The following is a 12,975-nucleotide window of genomic DNA, read 5'->3' on the forward strand; positions in this document are numbered from 1 at the left end:
CCCATTTCGTCCCATGCTATCCCAGTCGCATGATTTGGGGCTGAGAGGCGGGCGCGTCGGGCGTTCGTCGGGCATCTAGGGACGGGCCGAAGGGTTCGATTGGGCAGAGCGTGTTTCTCTCGACCTACGAGAAGCAGCTGGACGGCAAGCGCCGTCTCCTGATCCCGAACGATTTCCGCACGACCGAAAACGGCGCCGCCGGCGGCGTGTTCATCTTTCCCTCCATCGAGGCCGACTGTCTGGAAGCGGGCGGGGACCGGCTGTTCGCCGTCTACGCCGAGATGATCGAGTCCCTGCCGTTCGGCTCCGAAGAACGTTCGGCGCTGGAGTGGCAGGTGATGGGCGAGCAGGTGCGCCTGGCCTATGATTCCGGCGGCCGCATCACCCTGCCGGAAGGTCTGTGCGCCGAGGCGGGGCTGGAGGACACGGTCGTCATCGTCGGCCTGAACGACCGGTTCCAGATCTGGTCGCGCGAGAAGTGGGCAGCCCGTCGCGCCGAACAGCGCGCCCTGGCCAAGGCCGGCATGGCCCAGATCGGCGCCCTGAAACTGGCGGCCCAGATGAAGCTGGCGGGAGGCGGGTCTTGACCGAAGCGCCCCACGCACCCGTCCTGCTGGCCGAGGTGATCGAGGCGTTGAAGCCCGGTCCCGGCGATGTGGTGATCGACGCCACCTTCGGCGCCGGCGGCTACACCCGCGCCATACTGGCGACGGGGGCCGAGGTGATCGGTCTGGATCGCGATCCGACGGTTCAGCCGCACGCCGACGCGGTCGCCGCCGACTTCCCTGACCGGTTCCAGCTGGTGCGCACGCCCTTCTCGGGTCTGGCTCAGGCCTTCGCCGACAGCGGCAAGGCGAAGCTGGACGGCGCCGTGTTCGACATCGGCGTCTCGTCGATGCAGCTGGATCAGGCCGAGCGCGGTTTTTCCTTCATGCGCGACGGGCCGCTGGACATGCGGATGTCGGATGAGGGCGAGACGGCCGCCGACATCGTCAACAGCTGGGACCACGGTCCCCTGGCCCATATCTTCAAACTGTACGGCGAGGAACGCCAGTCGGGCCGCGTCGCCACCGCCATTCTGCGCCGCCGCGTCGAGCAATCCTTCACCCGGACGCTGGACCTGGCCGAGGTGGTCGAAAAAGCCCTGGGCGGACGTCGCGGCGCGCCGATCCATCCGGCGACGCGGGTGTTTCAGGCCCTGCGCATCGCGGTGAACGACGAACTGGGCGAGCTGGAGCGCGGGCTTGAGGCGGCCGAGGCGACCCTGGCCCCCGGCGGCCGTCTGGCCGTCGTCACCTTCCATTCCCTGGAAGACCGGATTGTGAAGGCCTTCCTGACCGAGCGGACCGGCAATACGCCGGCCGGGTCGCGTCACGCCCCGATCGCGATTGATCCGCGCAAGCCCAGTTTCACGCTTCAGTTCAAGGGCGCGCGCGAAGCAGGGGAGGGGGAGCGTTCGACCAATCCCCGCGCCCGCTCGGCCAAGCTGCGCGCCGCGGTCCGCACCGAGGCGCCGGCCTGGGGCCGGATCGGCGGGAGGGCTGCGGCATGACCACGGCGCCCTTCTTCACCTATTCCCGCACCGCGCTGCATCGCCTGTTCGACTGGAAGGTGCGCGGCGTGCGCTGGATCGAGATCATCGGCGTGGCCCTGGTCGCCGTGATGATCGTCTCCGTCTATGCGGCCAAGGCGGCGGCGGCGCGCGAGAGCAGCCGCATCGCCCAGCTGGAGCAGGACATCCGCGAGAACGGCCAGCGGGTCCGCCTGCTGCGCGCCGAGGTCGCCCGGCTGGAGCAACCGGCGCGGCTGGAAAGCCTGTCGCGGCAGATCGGCCTGGCGCCGGTCGAGGTGCATCGCCAGGCCAAGGAAGACCAGCTTCCTGCGCTGAAGGCTGCGCCCGCCCCGGCTCCGGCCACGCCCGCCGTCGCGCAGGCGGCCCCCGCCGAAGTCGCCGCCGCTGCGCCGGAGGCGGTGCAATGAGCGTTCAGGACCATCGCTATCATCGTCCCGCGCCGGGCGTGGACCTGCAGGGCCGGCTGTCGCCCTTCTGGCGCGGCCTGTCGGAACTGGTCTGGCGGCTGGAGCACGGGTTCGAGCGGGCGCGCGCCGATGGGCGGCCTGAAGAGGACACGCGGGTCCGCATCTTCCTGATCCTGATCGTCTTCTCGTGCGTCTTCGCCGGTCTGGCCATCGGCGCCTCGTACAAGGCTCTGTTCGGCGAGGCGGGCGGCCGTTGGGCCGGGGCCAATCCCGACGCTCTGGTGCGCGGCGACCTGACCGATCGCAACGGCGAACTGCTGGCGACCAATATCGTCCACTACGGCCTCTATCTGGACCCGGCCGAGATCTGGGATCGCGACCTGGCCTTCCGTCAGTTGCGTCGCGCCCTGCCGCGATTGCAGGCGGCGCGGCTGCGCAGGGTGCTGGACGGGGATCGGCGCCTGATCGTGCTGACCGGCCTGACGCCCCAGGAGAAGGCGGCGGTTCACGACCTGGCCCTGGGCGGCGTGACGTTCGAGCCGGAAGACCGCCGCGCCTATCCGCTAGGAACCTCGGCGGTGCATCTGATCGGGGATGCGGACACGGGCGGCCAGGGCGTCTCGGGCGCCGAACTGGCCTTCAACGACGAGATCCGGGCGGCGGGTCAGCGGGGCGAGAGCTTCCCCCTGTCCATCGACCTGCGCGTCCAGGGCGTGCTGGAGAACGAACTGGCCGCCGCCGCCGTCAAGAACCAGGCCAAGGGCGCGGTCGGCATCGTCACCGACGTCCAAACCGGCGAGGTCCTGGGCATGGCCAGCTGGCCGAACTTCAGCCAGTCCAATCGCGGCGCCGCGCCCGACGGGGCGACGCTGAACCGCGCCGTCTCGGGCCACTATGAGATGGGGTCGGTGTTCAAGACCTTCACCGTCGCCGCCGGGCTCGACACCGGTCGCGCCGACATGAACACCCTGTTCGACGCCTCGCAGGCCTTCCAGATCGGCGACCGCAAGATCAAGGACTTCCACGCCCAGAACCGGGTGATGACGCTGGAGGAAGTCTATCTGCACTCGTCCAACATCGGCACGTCGCAGCTGGCGGTGCAGATGGGGCCGGACACGATGCGCGACTATTTCCGCCGTCTGGGCCTGCTGGACGCCGCCGGGATCGAGCTGAAGGAATCGGCGCGTCCGGTCGTGCCGCGCCGTTGGGACAGTTCGACCCTGGCCTCGCTTTCGTTCGGCTACGGCATCATGATCACCCCGGCCCAGATGGTTCAGGCCATGGGCGCCCTGACCAACGGCGGGCGGATGGTGCCGCTGTCCCTGCGTCGCGGCGGCGCGCGCGGGGCCCAGCCGCACCAGATCGTCACCGAGGAGACCTCGCGCGCCATTCTGGAGCTGATGCGCAGCAATGTGGTCAAGGGCTCGGGCGGGTTCGCCGATGCGCCGGGCCTGCGGGTCGGGGGCAAGACGGGTTCGGCCAACAAGCTGGTCAACGGCCGCTATGATCCCAGCCGTGCGCTGGGGTCTTTCGCCGCCGTCTTCCCGGTCGACGGTCCGCTGGAGGCCAAACGCTACGCCGTCTTCATCCTGATGGACGAGCCGGGAACCTATCCCAAGACCGGCGCCTATGTGGCCGCGCCCGCGGTGCGCAATGTCGCCGACCGGATCGCCGGCTTCCTGGGGGTCGAGCGCCGCGCCGACCGCTGGCGCACGGCGACCGGCGAGAAGATTCCGGAATATCAGGACGTGCAGGGGGACGGCCTGTGAGCGCGCTTCACCTGTCCGATCTGCTGCGCCGCGACGTGGCCAGCGATCCGATCATCACCGGCGTGACCTCCGACAGCCGTAAGGTGGCGCCCGGCGCCCTGTTCGTCGCCCTGCCGGGCACGGCGGCCGACGGCCGCGCCTTCATACCCCAGGCCCTGGCCCAGGGGGCGGCCGCTGTGCTGGCGCCGACCGACACGCCGGACAGCGCCGCGCCGGTGCTGGTGACCTCGGGCGACGTGCGCCGGGCCTACGCCATCGCCGCGCGCGGCTTCTACGGCGCCCAGCCCAGGACCTGCGTGGCGGTGACGGGCACCAACGGCAAGACCTCGGTCGCCGCCTTCTGCCGCCAGATCTGGGCCGGCCTGGGCCACAAGTCGGCCAGCATGGGCACCCTGGGCGTCGTCGGCCAGAAGGGCGACAGGACCTACGCCCTGACCGGCCCCGGCCTGACCAGCCCCGACGCCGCCGAGGCCGCGCGCCTGATGGCCGAGCTGGCCGCCAAGGACGTGACCCATGTGGCGGTCGAGGCCTCGTCCCACGGCATCGACCAGCGGCGTCTGGACGGGGTGGCGCTGAAGGCGGCCGCCTTCACCAACCTGACCCAGGACCATCTCGATTACCACGGCACGATGGACGACTATCGCGCCGCCAAGATGCGCCTGTTCGAGGCCCTGCTGCCGCGCGGGCGGACCGCCGTGCTGAACGCCGATTCCGACGCCTATTCCGCCTTCGCCGCCGCCTCGATCATGGCCGGGCTGGGCGTGATGGGGGTGGGCGAGCGCGGGCGCGACCTGGCCCTGATCGGCCGCCAGGCGACGCCGGAGGGCCAGCGCCTGACCCTGGACGTGCGGGGCGATGTCCGCGACATCCTGCTACCCCTGGCCGGCGCCTTCCAGGCCTCGAACGCCCTGGTGGCGGCGGGCCTGTGCATCGCGGCCGGCGACCGGCCCGACGAGGTGATCGGCGCCCTGGAAGGCCTGACCGGCGCGCAAGGCCGGCTGCAACGGATCGGCGCCGAGACGGGACGCGGCGAGGTCTATGTCGACTACGCCCATACGCCGGACGGGCTGGAGACGGTGCTGACCGCCCTGCGGCCCCACGCGACCGGCCGTCTGATCGTGGTCTTCGGCGCCGGCGGCGACCGGGATCGCGGCAAGCGGCCCCTGATGGGCGAGATCGCCGGCCGTCTGGCCGACGTGGCCATCGTCACCGACGACAATCCTCGCAGCGAAGAGCCCGCCTCGATCCGCGCCCAGGTCCGCGCCGGCTGCCCCGAGGCGCTGGAGATCGGCGACCGCCGCGCGGCTATCGAGGCGGCGATCGAAATGATGCGCGACGGGGATGTGGTGGTCATCGCCGGAAAAGGGCATGAACAGGGCCAGATCGTCGGCGGGGTGACTCATCCGTTCGACGACGCCACCGTCGCGTCCGAGGCCCTGTCGCTGAATGCCTGAATCCACCGCCCGCCCGCTCTGGACGGCCGCCGAAGTCGCCGCCGCCACGGGCGGCGTGCTGCACGGCGACGATCGCCCGATCACGGGCCTGACCTACAACAGCCGCGAGATCGTGGCCGGCGACCTGTTCCTGGCCCTGAAGGGCGCGCGCGATGGGCATGAGTTTGCGGCGAACGCCTTTGCGGCAGGCGCTGCGGCGGCCCTGGTCGAACGGCCGGTCGAGGGCGGGGCCTATGTCGTCGTGCCCGACACCCTGCACGGGCTCGAAGCCCTCGGCGTCGCCGCGCGCGAGCGGGCGCCTCATGTGAAGCGCGGCGCCGTCACCGGCAGCGTCGGCAAGACCAGCGTGACCCAGGCGATCAAGGCCGGGCTCGATCTCGCCGGGCCTGCCCATGCTTCGATCAAGAGCTACAACAACCATATCGGCGTGCCCCTGACCCTGGCGCGGATGCCGGTCGAGACCCGGCGCGCCGTGTTCGAGATCGGCATGAACGCCCCGGGCGAGATCGCGCCCCTGTCGAAGTTCGTCGCCCCGCACGCCGCCTGCGTCACCACCGTCGGCCCGGTCCATATCGAGGCCTTCGCCGACGGCGAGGCGGGGGTGGCGCGCGAGAAGGCCGCCATCTTTCAGGGGCTGGTTCCCGGCGGGACGGCGGTCGCGAACGGCGACGTCGCCTTCTCCGCCGTCCTGTGCGACGCGGCCAGGGCGGTCGGGGCGCGGCTGGTCGTCTTCGGGACCGATCCGGGCCATGACGCCCGCCTGCTGGACTTCCGCCCGGACGCCGAAGGGGCGGCTGTCGCGGCCGAGCTGTTCGGACGGCGGATCGACTACCGGCTGGCCCAGTCCGGCGCCCACTGGGGACTGAACAGCCTGTGCGTCCTCTTGATGCTGGATGCACTGGACGTGGCGCTGGAGACGGGGCTTCAGGCCCTGGCCGGCTTCCAGCCGCTGGCGGGGCGGGGCCAGACGCGCACGGTCGCCGTGCCCGGCGGCGCCTTCACCCTGATCGACGAGAGCTACAACGCCAATCCCCTGTCGATGACCGCCGGGTTCAAGAGCCTGGGCGCTCGCCCGACGGCCGGCCGGCGGATCGTGGTCCTGACCGACATGCTGGAACTGGGCGACCAGAGCCGCGCCCTGCACGAGGGTCTGGCCCAGCCCATCGAGGCCGCCGGTCTGGATCTGGTCCATGCGGCCGGCCCCGAGATGCGGCGCCTGTACGACGCCCTGCCAGCCTCGCGACGCGGCCTGTGGCGCGAAACCGCCGCCGAACTCGCGGCGGAGGCGTCCGCGCTGGCGGAGGCCGGCGATATCGTCATGGTCAAGGGATCGAACGGATCCAGGGCGTCCCTGATCGCCAGGGCCCTGGCCGACCTGCAAACCGCCTCTTCAAGCCCAGACGCGCCGCGCGCGACCCGATAGAGACCCCCGCATGTTCTACCTTCTGTATCTCTATTACGCCGACGTCGCGCACCAGTATCCGCTGCTGAACCTGATCCAGTACCAGACCGTCCGCGCGGCCCTGGCCCTGGCGACGGCGGCCATCGTGGCGGCGGCCATGGGCAGCCGGTTCATCAACTGGATCCGCGCCAAACAGGGCAAGGGCCAGCCGATCCGCGACGACGGTCCGGTGTCCCATCTGTCCAAGGTCGGCACCCCCACCATGGGCGGGCTGATGATCCTGGCGGGCATCGGCGTCGCGGTCTTTCTGTGGGGCGACCTCACCAACCCCTATATCTGGATCGTCTCGGGCGTGACGGCGGCCTTCGGGGTGCTGGGCTTCATCGACGACTACGCCAAGGTGACGAAACAGACCTCGGCCGGCCTGACCTCGAAACAGAAGCTGGCGGCCCAGACGGTGGTGGCGGTGATCGCGGGCGTTCTGACCGTGCTGTGGATGAAGGTTTCGCCGACCTCGCCGGGGCTCGAGACCTCGATCGCCTTCCCCTTCTTCAAGGCCGTGCTGCTGAACATCGGCTGGTTCTATGTGGCCTTCGCCGCCTTCACCATCGTCGGCTTCTCCAACGCCGTGAACCTGACCGACGGTCTGGACGGACTGGCGACCGTGCCGGTGATGATGGCGGCGGGGGCGTTCGGCCTGATCGCCTATCTGGCCGGCAACTTCGTCTTCGCCCAGTATCTTCAGGTCCACCATGTGCCGGGCGCCGGCGAGCTGGCCATCTTCTGCGCGGCCATGATCGGCGGGGGCGCCGGCTTTCTGTGGTACAACGCCCCTCCGGCCAAGATCTTCATGGGCGACACCGGCTCCCTGGCTCTGGGCGGCGCCCTGGGCGCCATCGCCGTCACGACCAAGCACGAGCTGGTGCTGGGCATCGTCGGCGGCCTGTTCGTGATGGAGGCCGCCTCGGTCATGATCCAGGTCGGTTATTACAAGCTGACCAAGAAGCGCATCTTCCTGATGGCGCCGATCCACCACCATTTCGAGAAGATGGGCTGGCCGGAATCGACCGTGGTCATCCGCTTCTGGATCATCGCAGGGGCGCTGGCGCTGATCGGCCTGTCGACGCTGAAGCTGCGTTGATCCGATGATCCCCGTTCCCGGCTATGAGGGCAGGCGGGTCGCGGTCTTCGGCCTGGGACGGTCGGGGATCACGGCCGCGCGGGCGCTGAGGGCCGGGGGCGCGATCCCCGTCCTGTGGGACGACGGCGTCTCGGGCCGGCTTCAGGCCCAGGCCGAGGGCTTCATCGTCGAGGACCTGACCGCCGCCGACTGGTCCGGCTTCGCCGCCCTGGTCCTGTCGCCCGGCGCGCCCCTGACCCATCCCAAGCCGCACTGGACCGTGGACAAGGCGCGCGCGGCGGGCGTGCCGGTCGTCGGCGATATCGAACTGTTCGCCCGCGCGCTGGACGCCCTGCCGGAAGGCCGGCGTCCCTGGGTGATCGCCATCACCGGCACCAACGGCAAGTCCACGACCACGGCCCTGATCGGATGGGTGCTGCAGCAGGCGGGTCTGACCGTCCATGTCGGCGGCAATATCGGCATCGGCGTCCTGGCCCTGCCGGAGCCGACGCCGGGCGCCGTCTATGTGATCGAGGTCTCCAGCTACCAGCTGGACCTGACGACGAGTTTCGCGCCCGACGCGGCGATCCTGACCAACATCAGCCCCGATCACCTGGACCGTCACGGAGGGATGGAGGGCTATGTCGCCGCCAAGCGGCGTATATTCCAGTCGCGAAAGACCGCGCCCTATGTGGGGATTGACGATCCCTGCGGCTTCGCCATCTGGCAGGAACTGAAAGCGGAGGGGAGAGCTGTCGATCCTGTCTCGGTCGAGCGGCCGATGGATGACGACCTCGGCATGTATCTGATGGACGATTGGCTGACCTATAATGCGGGCGGTCGTCCCGCCCCCATCGTCGATCTGTCGAAGGCTCGTTCCTTGCCGGGGCGGCATAACGCCCAGAACGCAGCCTTCGCCTTTCTCGCCGTGAATGACATGGGCATTCCCGAGGAGACGGTGGTCAAAGGCCTGCTGACCTTCCCCGGCCTGGCCCATCGGATGGAGGCCGTCGGCCATATCGGCCACGTTCGCTTCATCAATGACTCCAAGGCCACCAACGCCGACGCCGCGCGTCAGGCCCTGTCCTCCTATCCCAAGGTCTTCTGGATCGCAGGCGGCAAGCCCAAGGACGGCGGCATCGACGATCTGACCGACCTGTTCCCGCGCGTGGCCAAGGCCTATCTGATCGGAGACGCCGCAGAGGCCTTCGCCGCCACCCTCGGCGACACGCCCCACGTCATCTCAAAGACCATGGACGCCGCCGTCGCCGCAGCCGCCGCAGACGCCGCGTCCGCAGGCGGCGACCAGATCGTGCTATTGTCGCCCGCCTGCGCCAGTTTCGACCAGTACCCCGACTTCGAGGTGCGCGGCGAAGCCTTCCGCGCCGCCGTGCTGAACCTCGGCGCAACCCCGGAGACAGCCCGATGAGCGCCTCCTACACCCCCGCCTTCTCGCGCAACGACCAGAGCCCGGTCGCCCAGTGGTTCTGGACCGTGGATCGCGGCCTGCTGGGCGCGGCCCTGGCGCTGATGGGCCTGGGCGTGGCGCTCAGCTTCGCCTCCAGCCCGGCCGCCATCTTGGCCGATGAATCGATCACCGATCCCTTCCACTATTCCTGGCGGATGATGGTCTTCTCGGGCGCGGGCCTGACCCTGATGCTGACCAGTTCGCTGCTGTCGCCGCGCGGGGTGCGGCGGATCGCCGTCCTGGCCCTGTTCGGCGCCATTGTGGTGATGATGGCCCTGCCCTTCATCGGCGACACGGTGAAGGGCGCCGCCCGCTGGGTGAATTTCGGTCCCTTCAGCCTGCAGCCGTCCGAGTTCGCCAAGCCCGGCCTGATCGTCTTCGCCGCCTGGATGTTCGCCGAGGCGCAGAAGGGGCAGGGGGTGCCCGGCGTCACCATCGCCTTCGGCTTCTACGCCCTGACGGTCTGCCTGCTGCTGATCCAGCCGGACATCGGCCAGACGCTTTTGATCACCACCACCTTCATGGCCGTCTTCTTCATGGCGGGGGTTCCGTTCAAATGGATGGCGGTTCTGGCCAGCGCGGGCATGGCCGGCCTGGTGTCGCTGTATTTCGTCTTCGGCCACATGCGCGACCGCCTGAGCCGCTTCTTCTCGCCCGAGACCACCGACACGCATCAGATCGACAGCGCAGCGGAGGCCATTCGCGCCGGCGGCCTGGTCGGACGCGGCATCGGCGAAGGGGTGATGAAGCGCCATGTTCCCGATCTGCATACCGACTTCATCTATTCGGTCGGCGCCGAGGAGTTCGGCCTGGTGCTGAGCCTGACGATGATCAGCCTGTACGCCTTCATCGTGGTGCGCGGCATGCGTCGGGCCATGAAGCTGACCGATCCGTTCGAACAGACGGCGGCGGCGGGCCTGTTCATGCTGATCGGGCTTCAGGCTTGCATCAATGTGGCGGTGAACCTGAACCTGATCCCGACCAAGGGCATGACCCTGCCCTTCATCAGCTATGGCGGCTCGTCCATGCTGGCCATGGGCCTGACCATGGGCTTCGCCCTGGCCCTGACGCGGCGCCGGCCGGGAGCCTATGAACCGGGGGCCAGCCTGTCGCGACCGGGGCGGCGGCTGCTTTAGACCCCGCCGCCGTCCAGACCCCGCCTTGTCCGGATTGACGAAAGGGCGAGGGTCAGGTTGCGTCCATGGCCGCGCACGGCCATTGTCGGTCGCGAATCCAGTCGCTGCTGCGGCGTGAGAGAAGCGTTCGAGAGTCATGGCCGAACCCGGCGATCCGACAGGCCCAGGGGCCGCGCAAGACGACCACGATCACGACGCCCATGTCGGCTTCGTCTCGCCCGCGTCGCTGGCGGGTCGTCCCAGAGCGCCAGAGCCCGCGCCCGCTGTGTCCAAGCCTTTGGAGCGTGAGCCGGACCTGTTCGACCCGCCGGAACCTGCGCCGGTGTCGCCTGTGTTCGCTGCGGAAGCCCGCCCGGAGCCCAGGCCTGAACCGGGACCTTTCGACCGCACCGAGCCCTTCACCGCTGCGCGCGAGACGCGGTTTTCGGCGGGGCGCGAGCGGGCGGCCAAGGACGCTCAGCCCCCCCGACGCGAACCCGTGGGCGGCAACGCGCCGCAGACCGCGCCCATGAGCCTGTACGCCGTCTATGTACTGATCCTGCTGGCGGTGCCGACGCTGGGCGTGGCGGCCGTCCTGGCCCTGCTGGCGGTGACGGGCCGCGACGGGCCGCAGGAACCCGTGGCCGCCAGCCACTTCATCTATCAGCAGCGCACCCTGTGGAGCGCGGCCGTGGCCGTGGTGCTGGGCGCCCTGCTGGTGATCGTCAATATCGGCGTCTTCGTCCTGTTCCTGCTGGCCCTGTGGGTGCTGGCGCGCGGCGTCTTCGGCGTCATGCGGCTGAAGGCCGGGCGGCCGATCGACAATCCTCGCACCTGGCTGTTCTGAAAGGACGATCATGACGACCGAGCCGAACTTCACTGCAGGCCAGGAGCCGGAAGGCAAGGTCGCCGCCCTGATCGCCTGGGCCCTGTTCATCCTGTCGATCCCCAGCGCCAATGTGCTGGTTCTGGTCGGACTGGTCGTGTCCTATGTGGCGCGGGGGACGGCTGTGGGCGTCGCGCGCCAGCATATCGACAGTCAGATCCGGCTTTTCTGGTCGGTCATCTGGTGGACGGTCGCGCTCTGGATCGGAATAATCATCAGCATCCCTCTCGCCGCGATCGGCATAGGCATAATCACCGGCTTGTTATGCGGGCTGGCCCTGTTCCTGCTCAGCGTCTGGTTCACGGTCAAGAGCGTGCTGGGCCTGATCAATCTGTTGCAAGACAAGCCGATCTGACGCGATCCGCCGATGGAACATCCCGCCTCCCAAGCTGTTGAAGGCAAAAGGGAGTTGAGTATGGGACCGTTCACGGACGCGACAGATGAGAACCGCTTCGAACAGGAGTTCGACAGCGAGACCGGGCATGGCCGGGTCTGGGCCGACTACGCTGTGCGCGGCGGGGCACGGATGATCCTGCATGTCGAGGCCGAACAGGGATTGCGCGGCTCGGGCGCGGCCGGCCGTTTCATGCAGTCGATGGCGGAATACGCCCGCGAGAAGGGGCTGAAACTGTTTCCGCGTTGCAGCTACGCCGTCGCCTGGCACAAGCGGCATCCCGACTACGACGACGTGCTGGCCTGAAACCTGTCAGCGCGGCCGGGACGCCGCCCCCTCGCGCGAGGGGGCGGCGTCTTCAATTCAGCCGCCCGAATAGCCGCCGATGATGGGCAGGATCTCGCCGGTGATGAAGCTCGACATCTGGGGCGAGGCCAGGAAGACGTAGGCGGGGGCGATTTCCTCGGGCTGGGCCGGGCGTTTCATCACCGTCTGGGCGCCGAACTGCGACGTGGCCTCGGCGTCCTTGTCCGCCGGGTTCAGCGGGGTCCAGACCGGGCCGGGGGCGACGACGTTCACCCGAATGCCGCGCGGCGCCAGATGCGTCCCCAGCGAGCGGGCGTAGGCGTGGATGCCGCCCTTGGTCATGGAATAGTCCAGCAGGGCCTGGCTGCCCATCAGGCCGGTGACCGAGCCGGTCATGACGATGGCGCCGCCGGACTTCATGTGCGGGACCGCCGCCTTGGTCATGTTGAAATAGCCGTAGAGGTTGGTCTTCAGCGTCCGGTCGAAATGCTCGTAGGTCAGGTCCTCGAAGGTGTTGACGTGTTCCTGAAAGGCGGCGTTGGGCACCAGGACGTCCAGGCGGCCGAAGGCGTCCAGCGTGGCCTTGACCGCCGCCTCGGCGAAGGCCGGATCGGCGACGTCGCCCTTCAGCACCACGGCGCGGCGGCCTTCGGCTTCGACGGCGGCCTTTGTGGTTTCGGCGTCATTGTCCTCGTCCAGATGGCAGATGACGACGTCGCAGCCTTCGCGGGCGAACAGGACGGCGACCGAACGGCCGATGCCGGAATCGGCGCCGGTGATCAGGGCCGCGAAGCCCTCAAGTTTCCCCGAGCCCTTCCAGAAGGGGGCGTCGTACATCGGGGCCGGGTCCAGCGCGGCCTCGTCGCCGGGCTTGGTCTGGTGCTGTTTGGGGAAGGGCGGCGCGGGATAGGGGCGGGCGCCGGCCTGGACGGCGCCGGAGGATTCATCGCCGCCGGACTGCTGGTCCTTGGCGTCGATGTCGCGCTGAATGGCGCGTTCCTGGTCGGCGATGTCGTCGGCGCGGGCGTTGAAGCGGTCGTCCATGACGGGTCTCCTGAAGACTGTGGGGGTCTTCAGAAGA

At 69.2% G+C, this 12,975-nt stretch carries 13 protein-coding genes; 12 read left to right on the forward strand and 1 reads right to left on the reverse strand.

Annotated features, from left to right (window positions below; genetic code table 11):
* Positions 1-110 precede the first annotated feature (110 nt).
* From ACP7CK_RS16200 to ACP7CK_RS16255, 12 genes are all read left to right on the forward strand, one after another.
* The gene (locus ACP7CK_RS16200; RefSeq protein ID WP_008263595.1) at positions 111-587 is read left to right on the forward strand and encodes a division/cell wall cluster transcriptional repressor MraZ; all 477 of its coding nucleotides are present in this window, start codon (positions 111-113) and stop codon (positions 585-587) included.
* Positions 584-1,552 (forward strand): 16S rRNA (cytosine(1402)-N(4))-methyltransferase RsmH, encoded by a 969-nt coding sequence (rsmH, locus tag ACP7CK_RS16205; protein ID WP_426026689.1) that lies wholly within the window; start codon positions 584-586, stop codon positions 1,550-1,552. Before ACP7CK_RS16200 ends, rsmH begins: the two co-directional genes overlap by 4 nt.
* Positions 1,549-1,980 carry a cell division protein FtsL gene (gene ftsL, locus ACP7CK_RS16210; protein WP_050771666.1) on the forward strand — a complete coding sequence of 144 codons (432 nt, stop codon included), beginning with the start codon at positions 1,549-1,551 and terminating at the stop codon, positions 1,978-1,980. Before rsmH ends, ftsL begins: the two co-directional genes overlap by 4 nt.
* On the forward strand, positions 1,977-3,749 hold the full coding sequence (locus tag ACP7CK_RS16215; protein WP_154725434.1) for a peptidoglycan D,D-transpeptidase FtsI family protein: 1,773 nt from the start codon (positions 1,977-1,979) through the stop codon (positions 3,747-3,749). The genes ftsL and ACP7CK_RS16215 overlap by 4 nt, the downstream gene beginning before the upstream one ends.
* A complete protein-coding gene (locus ACP7CK_RS16220; protein WP_426026690.1) occupies positions 3,746-5,203 on the forward strand; it encodes a UDP-N-acetylmuramoyl-L-alanyl-D-glutamate--2,6-diaminopimelate ligase in 1,458 nt (485 codons plus the stop codon). The genes ACP7CK_RS16215 and ACP7CK_RS16220 overlap by 4 nt, the downstream gene beginning before the upstream one ends.
* Complete coding sequence (locus ACP7CK_RS16225) at positions 5,196-6,626, forward strand: UDP-N-acetylmuramoyl-tripeptide--D-alanyl-D-alanine ligase (RefSeq protein WP_426026691.1); 1,431 nt, start codon at positions 5,196-5,198, stop codon at positions 6,624-6,626. Before ACP7CK_RS16220 ends, ACP7CK_RS16225 begins: the two co-directional genes overlap by 8 nt.
* 10 nt (positions 6,627-6,636) lie before the next feature.
* Positions 6,637-7,746 carry a phospho-N-acetylmuramoyl-pentapeptide-transferase gene (gene mraY, locus ACP7CK_RS16230; RefSeq protein WP_008259852.1) on the forward strand — a complete coding sequence of 370 codons (1,110 nt, stop codon included), beginning with the start codon at positions 6,637-6,639 and terminating at the stop codon, positions 7,744-7,746.
* Positions 7,747-7,750: 4 nt separating this feature from the next.
* The gene (gene murD / locus ACP7CK_RS16235; RefSeq protein ID WP_426026692.1) at positions 7,751-9,154 is read left to right on the forward strand and encodes a UDP-N-acetylmuramoyl-L-alanine--D-glutamate ligase; all 1,404 of its coding nucleotides are present in this window, start codon (positions 7,751-7,753) and stop codon (positions 9,152-9,154) included.
* Positions 9,151-10,329 carry an FtsW/RodA/SpoVE family cell cycle protein gene (locus ACP7CK_RS16240; RefSeq protein ID WP_008262287.1) on the forward strand — a complete coding sequence of 393 codons (1,179 nt, stop codon included), beginning with the start codon at positions 9,151-9,153 and terminating at the stop codon, positions 10,327-10,329. Before murD ends, ACP7CK_RS16240 begins: the two co-directional genes overlap by 4 nt.
* 136 nt (positions 10,330-10,465) lie before the next feature.
* On the forward strand, positions 10,466-11,155 hold the full coding sequence (locus tag ACP7CK_RS16245; protein WP_426026693.1) for a hypothetical protein: 690 nt from the start codon (positions 10,466-10,468) through the stop codon (positions 11,153-11,155).
* Positions 11,156-11,165: 10 nt separating this feature from the next.
* Positions 11,166-11,549, forward strand: coding sequence for a hypothetical protein (locus ACP7CK_RS16250; protein ID WP_183198021.1), 384 nt, complete (start codon positions 11,166-11,168; stop codon positions 11,547-11,549).
* A gap of 60 nt (positions 11,550-11,609) precedes the next feature.
* Positions 11,610-11,894, forward strand: coding sequence for a GNAT family N-acetyltransferase (locus ACP7CK_RS16255; protein ID WP_035309610.1), 285 nt, complete (start codon positions 11,610-11,612; stop codon positions 11,892-11,894).
* 57 nt (positions 11,895-11,951) lie between these two features.
* On the opposite strand, the gene ACP7CK_RS16260 is transcribed toward ACP7CK_RS16255, so the two are convergent.
* Positions 11,952-12,938: an SDR family oxidoreductase gene (locus ACP7CK_RS16260; RefSeq protein ID WP_426026694.1), complete on the reverse strand. Its 987-nt coding sequence runs from the start codon at positions 12,936-12,938 to the stop codon at positions 11,952-11,954.
* Positions 12,939-12,975 lie beyond the last annotated feature (37 nt).

The organism is Brevundimonas sp. TSRC1-1, from assembly GCF_049898245.1.
GTDB lineage: Bacteria > Pseudomonadota > Alphaproteobacteria > Caulobacterales > Caulobacteraceae > Brevundimonas > Brevundimonas mediterranea_A.

Excerpts from the sequence above, each read along its gene's own strand:
- ftsL (WP_050771666.1), top strand. The coding sequence starts at position 1,549 with ATGACCACGGCGCCCTTCTTCACCTATTCCCGCACCGCGCTGCATCGC.
- ACP7CK_RS16215 (WP_154725434.1), top strand. The coding sequence starts at position 1,977 with ATGAGCGTTCAGGACCATCGCTATCATCGTCCCGCGCCGGGCGTGGAC.
- ACP7CK_RS16225 (WP_426026691.1), top strand. The coding sequence starts at position 5,196 with ATGCCTGAATCCACCGCCCGCCCGCTCTGGACGGCCGCCGAAGTCGCC.
- mraY (WP_008259852.1), top strand. The coding sequence starts at position 6,637 with ATGTTCTACCTTCTGTATCTCTATTACGCCGACGTCGCGCACCAGTAT.
- murD (WP_426026692.1), top strand. The coding sequence starts at position 7,751 with ATGATCCCCGTTCCCGGCTATGAGGGCAGGCGGGTCGCGGTCTTCGGC.
- ACP7CK_RS16240 (WP_008262287.1), top strand. The coding sequence starts at position 9,151 with ATGAGCGCCTCCTACACCCCCGCCTTCTCGCGCAACGACCAGAGCCCG.
- ACP7CK_RS16245 (WP_426026693.1), top strand. The coding sequence starts at position 10,466 with ATGGCCGAACCCGGCGATCCGACAGGCCCAGGGGCCGCGCAAGACGAC.
- ACP7CK_RS16250 (WP_183198021.1), top strand. The coding sequence starts at position 11,166 with ATGACGACCGAGCCGAACTTCACTGCAGGCCAGGAGCCGGAAGGCAAG.
- ACP7CK_RS16255 (WP_035309610.1), top strand. The coding sequence starts at position 11,610 with ATGGGACCGTTCACGGACGCGACAGATGAGAACCGCTTCGAACAGGAG.
- ACP7CK_RS16260 (WP_426026694.1), bottom strand. The coding sequence starts at position 12,938 with ATGGACGACCGCTTCAACGCCCGCGCCGACGACATCGCCGACCAGGAA.